Annotated in this window: 19 protein-coding genes and 1 pseudogene; 3 read left to right on the forward strand and 17 right to left on the reverse strand. The window is 58.0% G+C overall.

Translation table 11 applies throughout. From position 1 onward, the window contains the following. Positions 1-78 precede the first annotated feature (78 nt). The 4 genes and pseudogenes from uvrC to AXE86_RS01795 form a co-directional block, all read right to left on the reverse strand. The gene (gene uvrC, locus AXE86_RS01780; protein ID WP_061944031.1) at positions 79-1,908 is read right to left on the reverse strand and encodes an excinuclease ABC subunit UvrC; all 1,830 of its coding nucleotides are present in this window, start codon (positions 1,906-1,908) and stop codon (positions 79-81) included. Position 1,909: 1 nt separating this feature from the next. Beyond that, entirely contained in the window at positions 1,910-3,577 is a 1,668-nt protein-coding gene (locus AXE86_RS01785; RefSeq protein ID WP_061946912.1) for a 2-isopropylmalate synthase, read from the reverse strand. A 31-nt stretch (positions 3,578-3,608) separates the two neighbouring features. After that, positions 3,609-4,525: pseudogene (locus tag AXE86_RS01790) on the reverse strand (DUF2156 domain-containing protein). 91 nt (positions 4,526-4,616) lie between these two features. Next, positions 4,617-5,582: a type I phosphomannose isomerase catalytic subunit gene (locus tag AXE86_RS01795; RefSeq protein WP_061944034.1), complete on the reverse strand. Its 966-nt coding sequence runs from the start codon at positions 5,580-5,582 to the stop codon at positions 4,617-4,619. Positions 5,583-5,762: 180 nt separating this feature from the next. Between AXE86_RS01795 and uraA the strand changes: the two genes are divergently transcribed. Together uraA and AXE86_RS01805 are read left to right on the forward strand one after the other, a co-directional pair. Continuing rightward, the gene (uraA, locus tag AXE86_RS01800; RefSeq protein WP_061944037.1) at positions 5,763-7,022 is read left to right on the forward strand and encodes a uracil permease; all 1,260 of its coding nucleotides are present in this window, start codon (positions 5,763-5,765) and stop codon (positions 7,020-7,022) included. Beyond that, a complete protein-coding gene (locus tag AXE86_RS01805) occupies positions 7,019-7,903 on the forward strand; it encodes an RluA family pseudouridine synthase (RefSeq protein ID WP_061944040.1) in 885 nt (294 codons plus the stop codon). The genes uraA and AXE86_RS01805 overlap by 4 nt, the downstream gene beginning before the upstream one ends. A 68-nt stretch (positions 7,904-7,971) precedes the next feature. Here AXE86_RS01805 and AXE86_RS01810 read toward each other — a convergent pair whose 3' ends face one another. The 4 genes from AXE86_RS01810 to AXE86_RS01825 form a co-directional block, all read right to left on the reverse strand. Continuing rightward, positions 7,972-8,742, reverse strand: a complete 771-nt coding sequence (locus AXE86_RS01810; RefSeq protein ID WP_006689816.1) for a basic amino acid ABC transporter substrate-binding protein — start codon at positions 8,740-8,742, stop codon at positions 7,972-7,974. A gap of 148 nt (positions 8,743-8,890) precedes the next feature. After that, a complete protein-coding gene (locus tag AXE86_RS01815; protein WP_006689817.1) occupies positions 8,891-9,187 on the reverse strand; it encodes a zinc-ribbon domain containing protein in 297 nt (98 codons plus the stop codon). A 244-nt stretch (positions 9,188-9,431) separates the two neighbouring features. Then, positions 9,432-10,124 carry a response regulator transcription factor gene (locus AXE86_RS01820; protein ID WP_061944043.1) on the reverse strand — a complete coding sequence of 231 codons (693 nt, stop codon included), beginning with the start codon at positions 10,122-10,124 and terminating at the stop codon, positions 9,432-9,434. Continuing rightward, positions 10,096-11,610, reverse strand: a complete 1,515-nt coding sequence (locus AXE86_RS01825) for a HAMP domain-containing sensor histidine kinase (RefSeq protein WP_061944046.1) — start codon at positions 11,608-11,610, stop codon at positions 10,096-10,098. The genes AXE86_RS01820 and AXE86_RS01825 overlap by 29 nt, the downstream gene beginning before the upstream one ends. 166 nt (positions 11,611-11,776) lie before the next feature. Between AXE86_RS01825 and AXE86_RS01830 the strand changes: the two genes are divergently transcribed. Then, complete coding sequence (locus tag AXE86_RS01830; protein WP_061944050.1) at positions 11,777-12,358, forward strand: peptidase; 582 nt, start codon at positions 11,777-11,779, stop codon at positions 12,356-12,358. Positions 12,359-12,435: 77 nt separating this feature from the next. Here AXE86_RS01830 and AXE86_RS01835 read toward each other — a convergent pair whose 3' ends face one another. The 9 genes from AXE86_RS01835 to AXE86_RS01875 all read right to left on the reverse strand — a co-directional run bounded on the left by AXE86_RS01835 (position 12,436) and on the right by AXE86_RS01875 (position 20,890). Continuing rightward, positions 12,436-13,362: a DUF1848 domain-containing protein gene (locus AXE86_RS01835; protein ID WP_061944053.1), complete on the reverse strand. Its 927-nt coding sequence runs from the start codon at positions 13,360-13,362 to the stop codon at positions 12,436-12,438. A gap of 97 nt (positions 13,363-13,459) precedes the next feature. Next, positions 13,460-14,746: an ArsB/NhaD family transporter gene (locus AXE86_RS01840; RefSeq protein ID WP_006689822.1), complete on the reverse strand. Its 1,287-nt coding sequence runs from the start codon at positions 14,744-14,746 to the stop codon at positions 13,460-13,462. 33 nt (positions 14,747-14,779) lie between these two features. After that, positions 14,780-15,076, reverse strand: a complete 297-nt coding sequence (locus AXE86_RS01845) for a hypothetical protein (RefSeq protein WP_061944056.1) — start codon at positions 15,074-15,076, stop codon at positions 14,780-14,782. Between the two features lie 54 nt (positions 15,077-15,130). Further along, positions 15,131-16,798: a glutamine--tRNA ligase/YqeY domain fusion protein gene (locus AXE86_RS01850; protein WP_061944059.1), complete on the reverse strand. Its 1,668-nt coding sequence runs from the start codon at positions 16,796-16,798 to the stop codon at positions 15,131-15,133. A gap of 30 nt (positions 16,799-16,828) precedes the next feature. Continuing rightward, positions 16,829-17,614 carry an HD domain-containing protein gene (locus AXE86_RS01855; protein ID WP_061946913.1) on the reverse strand — a complete coding sequence of 262 codons (786 nt, stop codon included), beginning with the start codon at positions 17,612-17,614 and terminating at the stop codon, positions 16,829-16,831. Between the two features lie 32 nt (positions 17,615-17,646). Next, a complete protein-coding gene (locus tag AXE86_RS01860) occupies positions 17,647-18,627 on the reverse strand; it encodes a cell division protein FtsZ (RefSeq protein WP_061944062.1) in 981 nt (326 codons plus the stop codon). Positions 18,628-18,638: 11 nt separating this feature from the next. Beyond that, complete coding sequence (locus tag AXE86_RS01865; RefSeq protein WP_061944065.1) at positions 18,639-19,517, reverse strand: DMT family transporter; 879 nt, start codon at positions 19,515-19,517, stop codon at positions 18,639-18,641. A 1-nt stretch (position 19,518) separates the two neighbouring features. Beyond that, positions 19,519-20,238: an amino acid ABC transporter ATP-binding protein gene (locus AXE86_RS01870; RefSeq protein WP_061944066.1), complete on the reverse strand. Its 720-nt coding sequence runs from the start codon at positions 20,236-20,238 to the stop codon at positions 19,519-19,521. Beyond that, positions 20,231-20,890, reverse strand: coding sequence for an amino acid ABC transporter permease (locus tag AXE86_RS01875; RefSeq protein WP_198145302.1), 660 nt, complete (start codon positions 20,888-20,890; stop codon positions 20,231-20,233). The genes AXE86_RS01870 and AXE86_RS01875 overlap by 8 nt, the downstream gene beginning before the upstream one ends. Between the last annotated feature and the right edge of the window lie 30 nt (positions 20,891-20,920).

A 20,920-nucleotide genomic window follows, 5' to 3' on the forward strand; every position in this document is an offset into this window, starting at 1 on the left:
CCTTTTGATAATTCTACAATAATCAGAACTGCAATTCAATCGTACAGTTCATCATTTTGGTGTGATAATCCTATTCTGTTATTGTTTCCCACGTAGTTCCTGCTGTGCATCGAAGAAATGACGCACTGCCTCGGCAGAAGTGCGATTCATGCCGGGAGCAGCAGCGAGTTCCTCCACAGACGCCTCCTTGATTTTTTCCAGCGATCCGAAGTGGGTGCGCAGGCTCTGCCGTCGTTTGGGACCGATGCCGACGATATGGTCGAGTACGGAGACGAGGTTGCGCTTGCCGCGCAGTTTTCGATGAAACGTGATGGCAAAACGGTGTGCCTCGTCGCGAATGCGCTGGATGAGATAGAGGGCCTGACTGCGGCGCGGCAGTTCAACCGGCTCTGAATTTCCCTCCGTAAAGACGAGCTCAAACTGTTTCGCGAGGCCGACGACGGGGACATCCTTATGCCCTGCCGCGTGGCGGATGATCTCAAGGGCGGAGGAGAGCTGTCCCTTGCCGCCGTCGATGATGATGAGATCGGGCAGCTCTTCCTCGGGCAAACCCACATAGCGGCGCGTCGTCACCTCGCGCATAGAGAGGAAATCGTCGGGCTTGCCCTCCGTGCTGCGGATCTTAAAGCGGCGATAGTCCGATTTCTTCGGTGCGCCGTCCTCAAAGACGACCATTGACGCAACGGTCTCCTGCCCCTGATTGTGCGAGATATCAAAGCACTCCATGCGACGCGGCGGATGCTTCAGCCCGAGGTATCGCCCGAGTTCCTCCACGGCGCCAAGCGTCTGCTCATCCAAGAGACTGCGCCGCGTCTCCTCGTCTGCGAGGAACTTCGCGGCGTTGCCCGTCGCCATCTGCACAATATCGTGCTTCGTGCCGCGCTGCGGCGTGAGGAGTGCGACCTTGCCGCCCCCCTTGCGTGCGGCAAGCCACGCCTCGATGGTCGCCTGCGCCGCTGCGTCAATCGCACACGGCAGCAGCACCTCACGCGGGACAAAGGTCGCCTGATTGTAGTACTGCTCCAAGAAGGCGCGCAGGATATCCGCATCACGCTCCTCCTCGCTGCCGCGCAGGAGAAAGTGTTCTCGGCCGATCATCTTGCCGCCGCGGATGAAGAAGATCTGCACGCAGACGCCCGCCGCCGAGCGCGCCATGCCAATCGCATCCTGATCGCCTGCCCCCGTTACGATGTTCTGCCGCTCTGCTGCCGTACGCACGGCACTGAGCTGATCGCGGAGGCGCGCCGCTGTCTCAAAGTGATATGCCTCCGCTGCCGCGTGCATCCGCTGCTCCAGCTCACGCTCTACATCATCCGTCCGTCCTTCAAGAAAGAGCAGGGCGGCGCGGATCATCGCACGGTAGTCCTCCTCCCCCACCTTGCCGACGCATGGGGCAAGGCATCGCTTGATGTGGTACTCAAGGCAAGGACGCTCGGGCATCGTGCGGCACGTACGCAGAGGAAAAAGACGCCGCAGGAGCTTCAAGCTGTCCCGCAGCGCCGTCACATTCGTATAGGGGCCGAAGTAGCGCGCGCCGTCACGCAGCACACGCCGCGTGATAAAGACGCGCGGAAATTCCTCCTGCACCGTCACCTTGACATAGGGGTAACTCTTATCGTCCTTCAGCCGTATATTATAACGCGGCCGATGTTTCTTGATCAGGTTCGCCTCAAGGATCAGCGACTCCACTTCGTTCGCCGTCATGATCGTCTCAAAGTCAGCGATATGCGAGACCATTGCGCGCACCTTTGGCGTGTGGTTTCGGCTGCTCTGAAAATACTGCCGGACGCGGTTCTTGAGGACAATTGCCTTGCCCACGTAGATGATCTTCCCGTGGTCGTCCTTCATGATATAGACGCCCGGGCTGTCCGGCAGCAGCTTCAGTTTTTCTGCAACAATATCGGTCACATCAGTGCCCTGCCTTCATACGGTTGATCGCGGAGAAGAGGGCCAAAATTGACGAGGTGATAATATCCGTATCCAACCCCGCTCCCCAGTATACGCTGCCATCCCCGCCCGTAATGCTGATATAGGAGATTGCACGGGAACTCTGCCCCAGCTCCAAGGCATGCTCGCTGTAGGTCAGATTCGAGTAGGAGAGATCGAGGTTTTCCTGCAACGCATTCGACACGGCATCCAGACGGCCGTTGCCGTGTGCCTCATAGGTACGATCCTCGCCGTCCACCCGCAGATGCACGTCGCCGCGCCGCGTGCCGTCCGGCTGCTTGTTCAGGCAGAAATCTGACAGCTCGTAGGGAAATACAACATTGACATAAGTGTCCATGAACACCTTGTAGATCTCGTCCGGCTGCAGTTCCTTGTGGCCAGCGTCGGAGACAGCCTTGACGCGGTAGCTGAGATCTTCGCGCATCTTCTTCGGCATGTCGATGCCATACTGCTGCTCCATAATGTAGCCGACGCCGCCGCGCCCCGACTGACTGTTGATGCGGATGACATCACCGTCATAGGTGCGCCCAATATCCTTCGGGTCGATGTAGAGATACGGCAGGCACCAATGCTCCGGCTTCTTTTCCGCCCAGTAATGCATGCCCTTCGCGATGGCATCCTGATGCGAGCCGGAGAATGCGGCAAAGACGAGCGAACCGGAGTATGGCTGCCGCGGATTGACCTGCATCCGCGTCACCTTCTCATAGACCTCGACGAGATGCGGCAGATTGGAGAAATCGAGCTGCGGATCCACGCCGAGGGCGAACATATTCATCGCCACCGTGATGATGTCCACGTTGCCCGTGCGCTCCCCGTTGCCGAAGAGCGTCCCCTCGACGCGATCCGCCCCCGCCAAGAGGCCCATCTCCGTATCCGAGACGCCGCAGCCGCGGTCGTTGTGCGGATGGAGTGAGAGCACAACCGCATCGCGGTACTTCAGATGATCGTTCATATAGGCAATCTGCATCCCGTAGACATGTGGCATCGACATCTGCACCGTCGAGGGCAGATTGATGATCGCCTTGCGGTCAGGCGTCGGCTGCCACACGTCGAGCACGGCGTTGCAGACCTCGAGGGCATACTCCGGCTCTGTGCCCGTAAAGCTCTCGGGCGAGTACTCAAAGCGATACGTCGCGCCCGCCTCCTCCGTCAGTTCCTTGAGGAGCTTTGCACCGTCCACGGCGATCTTCAGGACCTCCTCCTTGGAGCGCGCAAAAACCTGCTCGCGCTGAGCCGCCGAGGTGGGATTGTAGACGTGCACGATGGCGTTCTTCACCCCACGCAGTGCATCGAACGTCTTGCGGATGATGTGTTCACGCGCCTGCGTCAGAACCTGTACCGTCACATCATCGGGGATGAGGTTGTCCTCCACCAAACGGCGCAGGAACTCATACTCCGTATCCGAGGCCGCAGGGAAGCCGACCTCGATCTCCTTGAACCCGACGCGCACGAGGAGATCAAAAAAAGCGAGTTTCTCATCGAGGCTCATCGGAACGATGAGTGCCTGATTGCCGTCGCGCAGATCGACCGAGCACCAGATTGGTGCATGATCGGGTGCATCCTTTTTCAGCCAGTCCATGCGGATCTCCGGCGGCATAAAGTAGCCCTTCGTATATTTCTGATAATTCATCATGATGATTCCCCCGCATCCATGTATTTTCTCAGCGCAGCCGCGCGTTGAATTTCTCGATCAGCTTCTCGGGTTTATAGGACTCCTTCGCCTTGCGCAGCCCCTCGATGCCCATATCCTCCTCGCGGTTGATGTAGGTGAGATGGCTCCATGCGTGCTCCACGAATCCCTGATTGATCGCGGGATATGCGCCGCGCACCTCGGGATCCGCCTTCTCCACATGGATGACGGCCGTATCCGTGTTGAGCTGCTCGCCGAAGGTAAAGGCGACGATACGCCCTCCCAAGCGGACGGCACCGCCCTGCAGACCAAAGTAGTCAAAGTCGTTCAGCACCTCGAGGATTGCCGTGCGCTCGTACTCAATGAACGGGTCGATCGTCCCGTCCCGCGGATGTGCTGCTTGTACCAGCTATTGAGCTCCATCTTGCACTGCGTGACGACATCCTCTGTGATGGGCAGATACTCTGCCTCGGGGTGCTCCTTGCGGAACGCATTCAGATGGTTCTTCTTCGAGTGCAGCTTGCGCCCCGCAAGGCTGATGAGCTTCTCCGAGAGATACACATAGTCGTAGTTGTCGCGGTCGGCGACCACGTCAAAGTCTGCAAAATCGCAGCTACGCAGATAGTCTGCATAACCGCGCTCCATATCGTAAAGGTGCAGCGGCTGCTCCACTTCCTCAAAGTAGGCGATCAGCTTCTTCGTCGCTTCGGGATAGCGCGATGGATCGCAGAAGGGCTGCAGCAGCGAAAGGATCCCCTTCCACTCGCTCGCCACATAGAGCACATCATCCTCTTCGGCAATATGCACGAAGAACGGCGCGCGCCACATATAGAGATTCGTAAAATTAAAATGCGAGTTCTCGTAATAGTTTGCATGAAAATATCGATCCAGCAATGGCTTGTCTTCTTTTTTCAATGGTCGAAAATCGATCATCCTAAACCTCCCCATGAAGAAAGCACTGATAAACTCAGCGATTCCCAAAGTATCGTGTTTTCATTATAACAAAGGCGTCAAGTCCCATGAAAGCCGTCTGCGGCAGTCACACCCTGCTGAGGATCAGCTCCCCCATCCCGTGCAGCATATATTGTCCAAGATGCGCAGGGATAAAGACACTCTCCCCCTTGACGGCGGAGAGCTCCCCGCCCGCCCACGTCAGCGTCAGCGTCCCTGCGAGAATCGTCAGACAGTGAAAGGAGTCTGCCCCCGCCGTGCTCTCGCACATGCCGTCAATACGCAGATGATAGGCGGTAAAATACGGGCATGCGGCGAGCAGGCGCACCTCCGCGCCACGAAATTCATCCGCCGTAGGAAGCTGCTCTGCACGCAGCGAAACGGGCACGAGCGACGTCACATCGAGAGCCTTTTCGACATGCAGGTCGCGCGGCTTTCCATCGGTGCCGATGCGCCCATAGTCGTAGACACGATACGTCGCGTTGGAGCTCTGCTGAATCTCACAGATGAGCAGCCCCTTGCCGATGGCATGGAGTGTCCCCGCAGGAATGAAGAACGCATCCCCCTTCTGTACCGGTACATGACGCACGACCTCAAGGAGTGTGTTGTCCGCAATACGCCTGCGAAATTCATCTTTTGCGATCGCATGCACAAAACCGTAGAGAATCTCTGCGCCCGGGGCGGCATCGACGACGTACCAGAGCTCCGTCTTGCCGTACTCCCCCTCCACGCGCAGGGCATAGTCATCGCTCGGATGCACCTGCACAGAGAGATTGTCGTGTGCATCGATCAGCTTGATGAGGAGAGGGAAATACGGAAACTGCGCGGCTCGTGTGCCGAGTGCCTCTGCCCCCGCGCGTGTCAGCCACGCCTCGAGCGTCTCCCCTGCCGCCGTGCCGCTGGCAATAACGCTCTTTCCGTCACGGTGACAGGCGAGCTCCCAGCTCTCTGCCACCTTCGACAGCTCCGTGCGCTTGCCGTATTCGTCCCGCAGACGTGTCCCGCCCCAGAGATAGTCCTTCAGCGGCGCGGTCAGCTTCATCGGCTCATTCATCGGCAATTCCTCCTTTATAATATCTTACCGAATCCCTCTGAAATCTTTAAGGAAGCAAAGAAAAGATTTCGCTGTCCATCGATTCCCTGATTTTCCCCGTGACTCCCTACTCCTTCAAAAGTCCCGATTGTCCCCCATTCGCCTCTATGGTATCATAGGAAAGCTAAAGGAGTGATTTCCATGTCTCAAACCAAGATTGACACCAATGAACGTCCGCCGCTTCGGCGAACCATCCCACTTTCCCTGCAGCACCTCTTCGCCATGTTCGGCTCAACGGTGCTTGTTCCGATTCTCTTTCATGTCAATCCTGCGACCGTGCTGCTCTTCAACGGCATCGGCACACTCTTCTACCTCATATTGTGCAAGGGGAAAATCCCTGCCTATCTCGGCTCGAGCTTTGCCTTCCTCTCTCCCGTCTTCATCGTCCTGTCCGAGTACAGCTATGAGGCGGCACTCGGCGGCTTCATCATCGTCGGCATCGTCTTCTGTCTGGTCAGCCTCATTGTTCATACCATTGGAACGAGCTGGATCGACGTGATCTTTCCACCCGCATCAATGGGCGCAATCGTCGCCGTCATTGGACTGGAGCTGATGCCGACGGCGGCGGGGATGGCAGGTCTGACAGCGGAGAAGGTCGACCCGACCGTCGTTTTTGTCTCCATCGCAACGCTCGCCATCACGATCTTTGCCTCCATGGCATTCCGCGGGTTCCTCTCCATCATCCCGATTCTCATCGGCGTCATCGCAGGCTATCTCATTGCCTGTGCCGTCGGCATTGTCGATCTCTCGAACGTCGCCGCCGCGCCGTGGCTTGCCCTCCCGACCATCTACACGCCGACCTTCGAGCTGAACGCCGTCCTCATCATACTACCTGCTGCCATCGTCGTCATCGTCGAGCACATCGGGCACCTCATCGTGACGGGCAACATCGTCGGACGCAACCTCGCCAAAGATCCGGGGCTTGACCGCTCCCTCCTCGGCAACGGCATCTCGACCATCTTCTCGGGCTTCTTCGGTTCCACGCCGAACACCACCTACGGCGAGAACATCGGCGTCCTCGCCATCACCAAGGTCTACTCGACGTGGGTCATCGGCGGCGCAGCGATCTTCGCCATCCTGCTTTCCTGCCTCGGCAAACTTGCCGCACTCATCCAGAGCATCCCGACACCGGTCATGGGCGGCGTCTCCATGCTGCTCTTCGGTGTGATTGCCGCCTCGGGCATCCGCATCCTCGTCGAGGCAAAGGTGGACTACAACAATCCGATGAACCTCCTCCTGACCTCCATCGTCATGGGTGTCGGCGTATCGACCGCCAGCATCACCATCGGCACAGTGACTCTGCGAGGAATGTCGCTTGCCACCGTGATCGCCATCATCCTCTCCATCTCCTTCCGCATCATCCTCGCCCTGCGGCGCAAGGATGCCACCGCGCAGAAATGACAGAGCTCCGCGTCGATCTCCCCAGAGGAGAAACATGTCCCGCCAAGGCCTACCTCATGCGTATGCACGGCATCTCGGGCAGCCTGTGGAAACGCATCAAACACCATGGTGCGTTCACATGGAACGGCAGCCCTGCGATCGCTGCACGCACGATGGTGAAGGACGGCGACCACATCACATACGATCTGCCTGTCGTCAGCACCGTCGTTCCCGAAGCGCTGCCGCTTCCGATTCTCTATGAGGACGACGATCTGCTCGTCCTCGACAAACCCGCAGGACAGCTCGTCCATCCGACGACAAAGGAAACGCGCGGCACCATCGCGAACGCCGTGCGCGGATACTATGCCGCCTGCGGCGTCCATCTCGACGTTCACCCCTGCCACCGCCTCGACCGCAATACGAGCGGGCTGCTCCTCATCGCAAAGCATCCCGAGGTGCAGTACCAGATCATGCGCCAGAACGCGCTGCGGCGCGAGTACCTCGCCCTGATCGAAGGCACGATCATGCCCCCTGCGGGCTGTATTGATGCACCGATCGCGCGTGCCCTGCCGAGCATCATCCTCCGCTGCGTAGCAGAGGACGGCAAGCCCGCACGTACCCATTACGAAACGCAGCGAACGAACGGCAACTACAGTCTCCTGCGCCTGTGGCTTGACACGGGGCGCACGCATCAGATCCGCGTTCACCTCGCCCATTGCGGACATCCGCTTCTCGGCGACGATCTCTATGGCGGAACGACGGAGCCAATCGCACGGCACGCGCTCCACTCGGCGCATCTCACCCTCGTGCATCCGCGCACGAAGAAAATGCTTGCGCTCTCCGCCCTACTCCCTGCAGATATGGCGCGGATTACAGCGAAGATTGACAATAATACAGCATAAAGAATGGGCTGCTGCACCGAGGGATGGTTACCTCGTGCAGCAGCCCACTTTATGCCCAATGCAGTTCCTTACTTATTCGCGCCGAACCACTTCTGATAGATCTTATCGTACTCGCCGTTATCATGCAGCTTCTTAAGTGCTGCATTGATCTTCTGCTGAAGCTCGGTGTTGTCCTTCGCCATAGCGATGCCATAGTCCTCAGCAGAGAGTCGGTCTGCGAGTGTCTTCACACCGGTTGCCTGTGACTGATTGATGTAGTAGTCATTGACCGGTCGGTCGTTGATCACGGCATCTACGCCGCCTGCTTTCAGCTCCATGAAGCAGTCCGCCGGCGTATTCAGTTCGCTGACGGTGACGCCCTCCATCTCCTTTGCCATCTTGGCACCCGTCGTGCCGATCTGAGCGGCGACCTTATGCCCCTTCAGATCGCTGAACGACTTGATGTTCTCCTCATCGCTGCGCACAACCATCGTCAGGCCGGACTGATAGTAGGGATCAGAGAACGCGACCTTCTCCTTGCGCTCGTCGTTGATCGTCATACCGCTGATAATCACGTCGATGTTCTTCGCCTGCAGGGCAGGAATCAGACCGTCGAAGCCGATGTTCTGGATCTCTGCCTCGCTGCCCATCTCCTTGGCAACGGCACGGATGAGATCCATATCAAAGCCCTGATAGTCCTTCTGTCCCTCATCCTGGAACTCAAACGGGGCAAAGTCAATCGATGCGCCGACGCGGAGCTTGCTTGCCTGCTTCGCCTGATCGCCGCCTGCGCCACATCCGAGCAGGGAAAGGCTCACGAGTGCACCCGTCAGCACGAGTGCCAATTTCTTCAGCTTCATGGGAAACCTCCTCAAAAGATAAAGGACACACAGATAAATCCAGCCGCATTATTTCCAATCCGATGGGCTGTTTTATCCGTGATTCCAAAAAACAAAGGGGGACGCCGCACCGTCTGTGCTGCTATCCCCCCATGAAATCTAAATCGTTTTAGAAACGTGCTGCGCGCTTTGCATTGAAGCAGTCGCGGCAGTAAACCGGACGATCCGTCTTCGGCTCGAACGGGACTTCCGTGTCCTTGCCGCACTCGGCGCAGACCACATGGAACATCTGACGCTCGCCATGATTCTGATCGTCACGGCTGCGGCGGCGCTTGTCGCGGCAGTCACGGCAGCGCGCCGGCTCGTTCTCAAAGCCTTTCTCTGCGTAGAACTCCTGCTCACCTGCGGTAAACACGAAGTCCTTGCCGCACTCTTTGCATACGAGGGTTTTGTCTTCAAAAGCCATTCTTCCACAATCTCCCTTGAAAAATAATTTTGACTCTCCATTCGCCGCACTCGGAAAGCGTTCACTGAGATTATGGTTCGGGCAAACACTGCATATATAAACAGTGCTTCACTCGTTCATTGAACGACGATCAGGACTTGAGGAACGGATTTCAACGCTCTGTATTATACAGGCATTTTTCATGAAGTGCAAGCATTTTTTATTGTCGTTCAGATGGTAGGGCTGTCATGCCTTCATCTCCCTGTTACGTTCCATCATTAAAGCGGTACCCTGCCCCCCAGACCGTCTGCAGCCACTGCGGATGGGCAGGATCGCGTTCCATCTTTTCGCGCAGCCGATTGATATGGACGGAGACGGTCGCCGTACTGCCCATGGCATCCAGCTCCCAGACGCGGTCATACAGTGTCTCCTTGCTGAAGACGACCTGCGGATGCTGCGCGAGAAAGAGCAGAAGATCAAACTCGCGTGCCGCAAGAATCACCTCGTTTCCCCCAAGAAATACGCGCCGCGTCTGCGGCTGAATCTCAAGCGCGCCAAAACGCAGGACAGCCGCATCTCCTGCACTGCCTTTGAGGCGCTCATAACGCGCAAGATGTGCCTTGACGCGTGCCGCCAGCTCACTCGGACTGAACGGTTTGATGATATAATCATCCGCCCCCAGTCCGAGTGCGCGTATTTTATCGACATCCTCAAGACGCGCCGAGACCATGAGGATGGGGATATCGTATGCTTTCCGAACATCGCGGCAGATGGCAAATCCATCCGCCCCCGGCAGCATCACATCCAGCAAAAGCAGATCATAGTCCCCCGTCATGGCGAGGCGCTTCCCCGCATCGCCGTCCGCAGAAATATCGACGCTGAAGCCATCCGCTTCGAGATAGTCACGCTCCAGCTCGGCAATAGCAGCGTCATCCTCGACCAGCAGTATCTTCTTCATGCGTGTCCTCCTTTTTCTGAATTGGCAGCAGCAGGACGATGCGCAGTCCTCCCATGGGGGATTCCTCTGCCCGCACACTGCCGCCGAACGTCGTCATCATCCGGCGTACGATCGCCAGTCCCAGCCCGCTGCCGTCAGCGACATGGGTACGCGCCGCATCCGTGCGGTAAAAGAGGTCAAACAGCCGCTCCCGTTCCTCCTCGCGCACGCCAACGCCGTCGTCGTCACAGCGGATGGCGAGAAAATCTCCCTCATGAGAAAGCGACATACAGACGCGTGCTCGTTCCCCGCGGCGGTACTTCCCGCTGTTTTCCCATAGATTTTCGAGAACGCGGGCGAATGCACTGCGGTCAATGCGAATGTATGTCTGCTCCCTGTCTTCTTCCATCGACAGCTCAATGCCCCGCTCGCGAAAGTCCGCCGCATGTGCATCAATGAACGCATTGATCCATGTCTGCGCCTCAACGACCTCCCATGTAAGCGGCACCTCTCCTGTCCCTGTGCGCAAAAAAGAGCGCAGCTGTGTGGTCAGCCCCTCCATCGTCATCGCCGCACGGGCGATGCGCTCAGCATAGGCGCGCTGCTTCTCCGGCGTCGCAGCGATCCCGTCGATCAGGCCGCTCGCATATCCCTTGACGGCGGTCAGCGGCGTTGCGATGTCATGGAGTACACCGATGAGGAATTCCCTCCGCCGTGCCTCCTCCTGTTCCTCCCGCAGGCGTGCGCGCCGCAGATCGCTGCGCATGGCATCAAAAGCGCGGCAGGTCGCTCCCACCTCATCACTGCCCATCGGAGGCAGGGCATGGTCGAAATCACCATGCTGCATCGCGCCGGCGGCATCACGTATCGCCGCAAGCGGTGCAAGAATCTGCGCCGAAAGGAGGCGGGCAAGATAACGCCCGAGCAGGAAAATCCCTACCGAGGTGATGACGATGAAGAAAATAAACACCGCGTTGATCACCGTCTCCCGCATCGGCGGCGAAATGCGCATCTCATCGTGATGCCGCATCATAGGAACAGCGCCTGCCCCCATGAAAACAATGCCGCTGCGATCGCCCTCATAGCGAAAAAACAGCCCCGCATCGTTCCATGTCAGTGCGGAGCCGTGCGCCCCGCATTCGCGCATCACCGCATACCGAATATCATCGTCATCTGCCTCATCGGTCAGATAGAGGAGCCCATCCTGCACGATAGAGACGCGGACGCCCGCCGACTCCAGCAGATGAACATCACGTTCAACGTGACTCCATTTGAACTGCTTTCTCTCTGCGGCAGCACGCAGTGAACTCAGTGCAAGGGGAACAGAGAGATTTGTCCCCTTCTCCGGCCAGAGCAGTTCAAGTGCCTGCTGCTGCAGCGTTCCTGCATGGCGCAGTCCGCCAAGAAGCGCTGCACCGATGGCGACGAGGACGCAGATCGGTATGACGACCATCAGTGCATTGGTCAGCAGGAGCTTTGTTTTCAGCGACAAATCACGCAGGTGCATATCGACACCTCACTTTCATGATGCCATTATAATGGATTCAGCAGAAAAAATCCGCGCTGTCCGTCGATTTTTGAAAAAGTTTTACGCGTGTTTACACTTTGTTTAACTTTCTCCGATAGGATATACCTGTCAGCAAAAATGTGACGAACAAAAGGAGGATTTCATCATGGAAGCACAGAAAATCAAAGAACAGGTCAAGGGCGTATTCAGTCCCGCACATCTGAAGAAGGCAGCAGCTCTCGCCGTTCTCGTCGGCGTCGCCACCGCCGGTACAGCCTACTTCCACTATCAGCAGGCCGAGGCACAATCCCTCATGAAGCGGCAGGCTCGCTCGGAAATGATCGCTGCTCAGGCAGCACAGCGAAACATTGTTCTGCTCGATGAGGACAAAGTGCGGTCGATTGCCGCCGAATCCATCGGAAAATCCGAGGCAGAGCTGACCTTCCATCCGCTCGAACTGAAAATGAGAGATCACGACGGTGATCGTGACCACGACCGCAAAGGGCACAAGAAGGGGAAGCACGGAAATCGAGACCACAGAGGACAATATGCACAGTCCGCACCTGCTGCAGCGGCGCAGGACGCAGCGGCACCTGCCGTACCTGCGGATCCTGCCGCACAGGCAGACTTCCGCCCATTCTACAAGGTGAAATGCACGGCAAACAACATCACCTACAAGCTCCGCATCGACGCCGTGACCGGCGCACTCCTCGCGAGTGACGCTGATACAGACGACCATATTTTCTAAACAATAGAGGAATCGCATAAACGGGAGAGTCATGCACAGACCAATCGTCTCGCATAGCTCTCCCGTTTTCATATCCGCTAAAATAAATTCTCCTGCCGTTCGAGCCAGCTTTCCTGCCGCGCCTCATGGATACGGTCACCCTCCTCCGCATGGCCGATGAGAAAGGGGGATGCGAGATCGTGAGCGAGACGGCTACGGCGCACACGCGCAGGATGCGTATTGGCGTAACAGTAGCGGCAGAGATGCGGGCAGCTGTCGTATGCACCGATGTCCGCACCGAGATAGCAGCGGCACTCCCTGCGCTGCGGCTGATAGTGCGGGAAGTGAATGCGCCGCCCAAGTGCCCGCTCATAGATGTGCGGGGTCATGCAGCCGCCCGTATTCGCCCCGTATAGAGCGAGTGCATCACCTCCGCCGCACGGATAGACGGTCATACCGCACTGCCGTGCCGTCTCAATGATAAATGCACCGAGCTCCATGCGCTCTGCGTGCGTGACATCACGTCCCTCGGGAAAGTTGCGGCGCGTCTTGGCATAGCGCGTGAGAAAGCTGATGACGGCCACTTCCGTCTGCCCCGCCAGCTGCTCTGCCATCGCGGCAAACATTGTTCTGTGCCACGCCAGCGTATGATGTGCGTCAAGGATGATCGGATCGTAGCGCCACCCGACGGAGCGCGTTCCGAGAGCAGCCGAGAGCTGATGAAAGGAACGCACAACTTCCTCCCATGGCGGAACATGGGGCTCAACATCCCTGCCATAGGGCGTGATGGTGACGTACCAGAACTGCCCGAACGGTGCGAGGAGATCCATATAGGGGAGCATCGGTGCGGGATTCTTCGTACAGAAGCCGATGAGGTCAACCACGCGCGGATCAAGGCGATAGCGCGTCACCTGCTGTGTGTCATAGGGATTACGGACACAGACCTCGCCCGCACGCAGCCGATTCGCCAGCCACGGCGCATAGAACGCCGGAATATCCGTACGCATGCCCGTGTTGAGTATCATCGTTCATCCCCCCCCCTTTTTCACAGAATAACACGAATGGAAGGAAAAGGAAAATCCCCGGCTGCAGAAGCAGGTGGGGACAGTATTCTACATACTCTTAAAGATACCGAATATAGACGTAGATGTTCGAGACGATGATCGTGAACACCATGACCGGGAACGCGACCTTCATGAAGCCAAGGAAGGAGATCGGACGGCCGCGCTGTGCCGACATCGACGCGACAACGACGTTCGCACTCGCACCGATCAGCGTTCCGTTGCCGCCGAGACACGCGCCGAGAGCAAGCGACCACCACATCGGATCGAGGTTGCTGAGTCCCATCTGCCCCATATCCTGAATCAGCGGAATCAGTGTGGCGACGAACGGGATGTTGTCGATAAAGGCAGAGGCAAAGGCACTCATCCACAGAATGAGAATGGCGGTTGCCTCGACATTGCCGCCCGTCGCCTTGATCGCCTCAGCCGCAAGCATACGGATGACGCCTGTCTCTACGAGTGCACCGACAAGGATGAAGAGTCCGCCGAAGAAGAAGATCGCAGGCCACTCAATCTTTGAGAGCACCTTGACGATCGCGCCCTCATCGCGCGTCGCCGTGAGAAGGAGGAGGAGACCTGCGCCCGAGAGTGCGACCGTCGCGGACTCAAGGCCGAGACTGCCGTGCAGGACAAAGAGCGTAATCGTGAGGAAGATAACGGCAAGGCACTTGCGCAGAAGAGCATGATCGGTGATCTGTGCGCCCGCAGGGAGACGCATGATCTTATCCTGCAGCTCCGGCTGAGTATGCAGGCCCTTATGGTAGAGGCCAATAAGAATGAATTGTACCAAGATAAAGATAATTATCGAAATCAATGTAAGGTTCTCAACGAACGCCATGAAGTCAAGCCCGACCGCGCTGCCGATCATAATGTTCGGCGGGTCGCCGATGAGCGTTGCCGTTCCGCCGATGTTCGATGCCAAAATCTGCGAAATGAGATACGGCATGACGTCGACCTTGAGCTGTGACGTGATGCTGAACGTGATTGGTACGGTAAGCAGAACCGTCGTAACGTTGTCCAGAAGAGCCGAGCAGACCATCGTAATGGTCGAGAGAACGACGAGGAGCGCAATGGGCTGCGCCTTGACCTTCTGCGCCGCCCAGATGGCGAGGAAGTTGAATAGTCCCGTCTCACTCGTAATATTGACGATGATCATCATGCCCATGAGCAGTCCGAGCGTATTGAAATCGATATGGTGAACTGCGACCTCCTGATCGATGATCCCGAAGAGTATCATGAGCATGGCGCCAAAAAGTCCCACGATGGTGCGGTGCACCTTCTCGGAGATGATGAGCGCGTATGCGACGACAAATATGACAATCGCCACAATCGTTGCTGTTTCCATCATTACACATCCTTACTTCTCGTTATGAGAAATCCATCACGTCGCCGTGATAATCACCTGTCGGCCGCTGCGGCGGATCTTCAGCTTGACCTTCGTCTCACCCTCCTGCGCGAGTACCAGCTTCAGCTCCAGCAGAGCCTTGCCGAGTTCTTCTGCCTGCGCGGCGCTGAGTCCCGCACGCGCGAGATCGGCGGGCGGTTCCTTTGCCGCTGCCGCCTGGGCGCGTTCCTCTGCCTGCCGCTCCTGACGCAGCATGGTCTCGGCGAGAGTCTCCTCTGCCTCGTGCCCCTGCATCATATCCTTGTCGGACAAACCTTTTGGTATCTTTGCCACAGCAAACCTCCTCCTGCCGTCCGTGGCACATAACACATCGAGAAAAAGAATGCGCTACTTGATTTTGCTCCACGTATCCTTCAGCCCGACGATGCGGTTGAACACTATATGATCCGGCGTAGTGTCCGGGTCAACAACAAAGTAACCGACGCGCAGGAACTGATAGCGCGTCCCTGCCGCTGTGAGACGGACGCTCGGCTCCACCTTCGCGTCTGTCAGCACCTCGAGTGAGTGCGGGTTGAGCGCCGCAATGAAGTCTGCCGGCTCCTCCTCGCCCTCCTCTGCCGTACGCAGTAGGCTGTCATAGAGACGCACCTCCGCTGTGAGCGCATGCTCTGCCGCGACCCACTGGATCGTCCCCTTCACCTTGCGGTTCGCCGCCGTACCGCCGCTCCGCGTCTCTGGATCATAGGTACAGCGCAGCTCCGTGATCTCGCCCGCCGCATCCTTTACGACTTCCTCACAGCGGATAATATAGGCTTGCTTGAGGCGCACCTCGCCGCCCGGCTTTAGGCGGAAGAATTTCTTCGGCGCATCCTCCATAAAGTCTTCGCGGTCGATGTAGAGTTCGCGCCCAAAGGGCACATATCGCCGTCCTCCGTGCGTCGGGCTGTTCTCGGCGAGCAGATACTCCGTCTCGCCCTCAAGATAGTTCGTGATGACAAGTTTCAAGGGACGCAGCACCGCCATAATGCGCGGCGCGTTGCGGTTCAGCTCATCGCGTACACAGTGCTCGAGCATGGCGCTGTCCACCGTGCTGTTGCTCTTGGCGACGCCGATCTCCTCGCAAAAGGCACGGATGGCTGCGGGCGGATAGCCGCGCCGCCGCATCCCCGAGATGGTCGGCATACGCGGATCGTCCCACCCGCGCACATGCCCCTCCTCAACGAGCTGGCGCAGCTTGCGCTTGCTCGTGATCGCGCCCGAGAGATTCAGACGTGCGAACTCAATCTGACGCGGCCGCTCCCCCGCAGGGAAACCCAGTGACGTGAGCAGCCAGTCGTAGAACGGGCGATGCTCCTCGAACTCCAGCGTGCAGAGCGAGTGCGTAATGCCCTCAATCGCATCCGAGAGCGGATGGGCAAAGTCATACATCGGATAGATACACCACGCATCGCCCGTCCGATGATGCGGCACATGGGCAATACGGTAGATCACGGGGTCGCGCATGACGAGATTCGGCGACGCCATGTCGATCTTGGAGCGCAAAACGCGTGCTCCGTCCGGAAACTCACCCGCACGCATACGCGTGAAGAGATCCAGATTCTCCTCGATCGAGCGCCCGCGGCACGAACTTTCCTTGCCCGGCTCGGTCAGCGTACCGCGATAGGCCCGGATCTCCTCCGCCGTGAGATCATCCACATAGGCAAGCCCCTTCTTAATCAGCTCGACTGCATATTCATACAGCCGCTCGAAATAGTCCGAGGCATAGAACCGCCGATCGCCCCACGAGAAGCCGAGCCAGCGGATGTCCTCCTGAATGGAGTCCACATACTCGACGTCCTCCTTCGTCGGGTTCGTATCGTCAAAGCGCAGATTGCAGAGACCATTGTAGTCCTCAGCAACACCGAAGTTAAGGCAGATGGACTTTGCGTGTCCGATGTGCAGATAGCCGTTCGGCTCGGGCGGAAACCGCGTGTGAATTCCTGCCGTATGCCGGCCTTCGCGCAGATCTTCGTCGATGATATTTCGGATAAAATTCGATGTCTTTACGTCCGCCATGTTCCTATCCCTCTGTCCGTATAATTCCAATCAATCGTTCTGTGCGCAGCGTCGTTCGATATAGGCGCGCAGACGTGCGACCCCCTCGGCAATCCCCGCCTGCGCAGGAAGGCTCGCAATAAAAGTGTCCACATAGCCACGTTCTACAATGCGGCGCAGCGTCCACATAAAGTTGATATCGTAAATCCACATGAGACGTACGATCTTGCGGTCTCCATTCGTACGCAGACGGTAGTAGTCCGCCTGTCGTCCTGCGGCAAAGTCCGCCACGAAATCGGGGCTGACCTCCTGCGCTGCGTCCGACGGGACGAAGTTCGGTGCCTTCTCCGCGCCCTCCGGCGTGAGGAACGGGAGGAGAACGCGATAGATGTCAAGCTTGTCCGCATCACGGATCACCTTGGCAAAAAACAGCTTGCGCTCATCTCTGGTCGGAGCAATTTCCTTTTTGTTGTGATATTTGATCGCAAAACGCACTGCCTCTGCATCCACATCGCTAAGCGGCGCGAGGATATTCTCCTCTGCGAGTACCTTCAGTCCGAGTTCCGCATGATCCTCCGACGCAGCATCGTTGAACGTCCGATAGCGGGCATACTGCCGAAACCGTCCAACATCGTGAAAGAGTCCGATAATCTCAGCAATAGCCATATCGTGCGCATGGCATCCAAGATGCTTGGCAAGTGCGCGGGCATGTGCCGTCACATAGCCGGTATGAATCTCCTTGAGCTGAATGCCGCGCATGACCTCGGGGTCATTCGTTCGGAAGGAACGCATATAGGCATTCATCCATGTGTGCATTTCATGCAGGAGTTTTTCCATCTGCGTTCCTCCTTTCACGTACATCGCCCCGATCATCCCTCCTCGGGCGGAACATAGCTCTCGTCAAAGTCCGTCGCGACCAGCGTCGCCTGTACCTTGTCTGCCATGCTCTCCTGCACGACCAGTCCTGCAATGATATTCACGGCAGGATGTGCATGCCCATGGATATAGCGTACGGCCTCATCCACATCACGCAGACTCATCGCGGGACCTCCCGTAAGATTGAGGACGACGCCGCGTGCGCCCGCCGTACTGCGGTCGAGCAGCGGACTCTCCATCGCCTTTCGCACCGCCTTCTGCGGCGTCTCATCGGTACCGATGGCGAGCAGTGTTTCGCTCGATGCACTCTGGCGAAAGATCGTCGTCACATCGGCAAAATCAACATTGATGACCCCCGTGGTCAAAATCAGCTCTGCCACGCAGCCAACGGTCTGCCGCAGCACCTCATCGGCAAGGGCGAAAGCATCGACAAACGACATCTTGCGGTCGGGGGCAATCTTCAGAAGGTTGTCGTTGCGCATCGTGATGAAGGCATCCGTCATGCCCTGCATCCGTGCGATCCCCGCCTGCGCCGTCTGCATCTTGCGCGACATCTCGAAGTGAAAGGGCGTCGTCACCACGCCGATGGAGAGGATCCCCATATCGTGTGCGATCTCCGCCACAACAGGTGCCGCCCCTGTCCCGAGGCCACCACCCATCGTTGCCGTGATGATGACGAGATCCGTCCCCTCAAGCATCTGACGAATCGCCTTTTCCTCGCTGCGCGCTGCCTCCTCACCGACCTCGACTCTGCCGCCCGTGCCGCGCCCCTGCGTCAGTTTTTCGCCGATGGGCAACACGGTGATCCCCTGTTTTTCGAGTGCATGCAGCTGACGAAGATCCGAGTTGAGCCCAACGAGTGTCATATCGAGATTGTAGTTCTCACGCACACTGCGCAGGATATTTCCACCGCCGCCGCCAACGCCGACCACCTTGATGGCAATTTTCGCCTGAATAATCCCCTCCGTCGGCATATCGCGCCTCCTTATTCTCTACACGCTTTCGATGCCGTCTGTGCCATGACCGCGCCCGCGAGCAACAGCGCGCAGCCCAGCACCTGCACTGCGCTCATCGTCTCCCCTAGGACTGCCCAGCCTGCCATGGCGGCAAATACGGCCTCCATCGCCATGAGAATCGCCGCCTGTGTCGGCTCGACATGCGCCTGCCCCAAAATCTGACACGTATAGGCGACACCGCAGGAGAGAATGCCCGCATAGCCGATCGGGAGTGCGGCGGCCGAGAGTGCCGCCCACGTGCAGGTCTCAAAGCATACGGCGAGGAGGGTGCTGCCGAGCGTACAGATCAGCATCTCCATGAGGCAGAGCTCGATGGCGTCCACCATGCGGGCAAAGAGGTCAATGAGCAGAATCTGAGCCATCCAGAAGAATGCACAGATAAAAACAAGCACATCGCCTTGGTTCAGCGTCGTTTCCCCGTAGGCGGAAAGAAAGTACACCCCTAGAAAAGCAAGCAATGCCCCGCCCCACTGCAGCCGTCCGATACGGCGTCCGAGAAGGACGGCGGCAAGCGGCACGAGTACGATGTAGAGCGTCGTGATAAACGCCGTCTTACCCGCTGTTGTCGAGAGCAGCGCCACCTGCTGCAGCGTCACGCCAACGAACATCGCCAGCCCGACGGGAATCCCGGCGCGAAAGCCCGAATGGAACGTGCCCGCGCGCCGCTGCGCCTTACGCTGTCCGCGATAGAGCAGCCAGAGCGCCGTCATGAACAGTGTCCCGAGGGCAAAGCGCGCTGCTGCATAGGTATAGGGACCAAGCCCCTCCATCCCGAGAATCTGTGCGACGAACGTCGTCCCCCAGAAGAACGCTGCCGTCAGCAGCATCAAACTCCCGCGCAGACGCACCTCAGAGCACCTTCGACAGGAAGCTGCGCGTACGCTCCTCCTGCGGATGCTCGAACACCTCGCGCGGCGGCCCTGACTCAATGATGCGGCCCTCGTCCACGAAGAGCAGACGATCGCCGACCTCCCGGGCGAAGCCCATCTCATGTGTCACAATGACCATCGTCATCCCCTCATTGGCGAGGGCACGCATGACATCAAGCACCTCGCCGACCATCTCGGGATCGAGTGCCGACGTCGGCTCATCGAAGAGCATCACCTTCGGATGCATCGCGAGGGCACGTGCAATGGCAACACGCTGCTGCTGTCCACCCGAGAGATTGTCGGGATAGGCATCCGCCTTCTCCGCCAGCCCCACACGGGCAAGCAGCTCACACGCCGTTTTCTCAGCATCGGCGCGTGCGATATGCTTCACCTTCATCGGGGCGAGCATGATGTTATCGAGCACCGTCATGTGCGGGAACAGATTGAACCGCTGGAACACCATGCCGACCTCTTCGCGTACTTTATTGATATTTGCCTCGCCCGAAAGTGTGATGCCGTCGATGGTGACCTCACCCGCCGTCGGCTCCTCAAGATGATTCATGCAGCGTAAAAGCGTGCTCTTGCCTGACCCCGAGGGGCCGATGATGACAACGACCTCCTTCTCCGCAATGGAGAGATCAATCCCCTTCAGCACCTCATCCGCGCCGAACGACTTGCACAGTTCTTTAATCTCAATCATGGACGCGGCACCTCCGTTCCAGATACGCGACAAAGCGCGAGATCGTCAGCGTCATCACGAGGTAGATCACGGCGACGCTCATCCAGATTTCAAACGACCCGTAAGTCTTCGCGATGATGAGCTGACCGCGCCGCGTCAACTCCTCAAAGCCGATGACGGAGACAAGGGACGAATCCTTCAGCATCGCAATAAACTCGTTGCCGAGCGGCGGAATGACGCGCTTGAACGCCTGCGGCACAATGATGTAGCGCATGGTCTGCAGCCACGTCATACCAAGCGAGCGCCCAGCCTCCATCTGCCCCTCATCGACCGACTGTATCCCCGCACGAAAAATCTCCGCCACGTACGCGCCGGAGTTGATGCCGCAGGCGGAGATCGCTGCGATGAACGGATCGATGCGCTGCCCCGTGATCACAGGAAGGGCAAAGTAAAAGAGGAAAATCTGCACGAGCAGCGGCGTGCCGCGGAAGAACTCCACATAGACCTCCGCCAGCATCCGCAGCGGGCGCAGATGCGAGATGCGCGCCACGCCCACGATCAGACCGATCACAAAACCGATCGCTGTCGAGAGCACCGTGATCTGAATCGTCACTCCAGCACCGACAAGCAGGAGCGGGAACGAATTAACCACGAGATTCATATCGAAATTCATAAACTCATCCATTCCATAGCGTAGGGTGGC

Origin of the sequence: Selenomonas sp. oral taxon 136 (assembly GCF_001554015.1) — a bacterium.
Taxonomy (GTDB): Bacteria; Bacillota; Negativicutes; order Selenomonadales; family Selenomonadaceae; genus Centipeda; species Centipeda felix.

What these genes read in the sequence shown, in the direction of transcription:
- uraA (WP_061944037.1), top strand. Translation starts at nt 5,763, where the DNA reads ATGTCTCAAACCAAGATTGACACCAATGAACGTCCGCCGCTTCGGCGA.
- AXE86_RS01820 (WP_061944043.1), bottom strand. Translation starts at nt 10,124, where the DNA reads ATGAAGAAGATACTGCTGGTCGAGGATGACGCTGCTATTGCCGAGCTG.
- AXE86_RS01785 (WP_061946912.1), bottom strand. Translation starts at nt 3,577, where the DNA reads ATGAATTATCAGAAATATACGAAGGGCTACTTTATGCCGCCGGAGATC.
- AXE86_RS01830 (WP_061944050.1), top strand. Translation starts at nt 11,777, where the DNA reads ATGGAAGCACAGAAAATCAAAGAACAGGTCAAGGGCGTATTCAGTCCC.
- AXE86_RS01825 (WP_061944046.1), bottom strand. Translation starts at nt 11,610, where the DNA reads ATGCACCTGCGTGATTTGTCGCTGAAAACAAAGCTCCTGCTGACCAAT.
- AXE86_RS01850 (WP_061944059.1), bottom strand. Translation starts at nt 16,798, where the DNA reads ATGGCGGACGTAAAGACATCGAATTTTATCCGAAATATCATCGACGAA.
- AXE86_RS01810 (WP_006689816.1), bottom strand. Translation starts at nt 8,742, where the DNA reads ATGAAGCTGAAGAAATTGGCACTCGTGCTGACGGGTGCACTCGTGAGC.
- AXE86_RS01795 (WP_061944034.1), bottom strand. Translation starts at nt 5,582, where the DNA reads ATGAATGAGCCGATGAAGCTGACCGCGCCGCTGAAGGACTATCTCTGG.
- AXE86_RS01835 (WP_061944053.1), bottom strand. Translation starts at nt 13,362, where the DNA reads ATGATACTCAACACGGGCATGCGTACGGATATTCCGGCGTTCTATGCG.
- AXE86_RS01805 (WP_061944040.1), top strand. Translation starts at nt 7,019, where the DNA reads ATGACAGAGCTCCGCGTCGATCTCCCCAGAGGAGAAACATGTCCCGCC.
- AXE86_RS01840 (WP_006689822.1), bottom strand. Translation starts at nt 14,746, where the DNA reads ATGATGGAAACAGCAACGATTGTGGCGATTGTCATATTTGTCGTCGCA.
- AXE86_RS01860 (WP_061944062.1), bottom strand. Translation starts at nt 18,627, where the DNA reads ATGCCGACGGAGGGGATTATTCAGGCGAAAATTGCCATCAAGGTGGTC.
- AXE86_RS01870 (WP_061944066.1), bottom strand. Translation starts at nt 20,238, where the DNA reads ATGATTGAGATTAAAGAACTGTGCAAGTCGTTCGGCGCGGATGAGGTG.
- AXE86_RS01815 (WP_006689817.1), bottom strand. Translation starts at nt 9,187, where the DNA reads ATGGCTTTTGAAGACAAAACCCTCGTATGCAAAGAGTGCGGCAAGGAC.
- AXE86_RS01855 (WP_061946913.1), bottom strand. Translation starts at nt 17,614, where the DNA reads ATGGAAAAACTCCTGCATGAAATGCACACATGGATGAATGCCTATATG.
- AXE86_RS01875 (WP_198145302.1), bottom strand. Translation starts at nt 20,890, where the DNA reads ATGAATTTCGATATGAATCTCGTGGTTAATTCGTTCCCGCTCCTGCTT.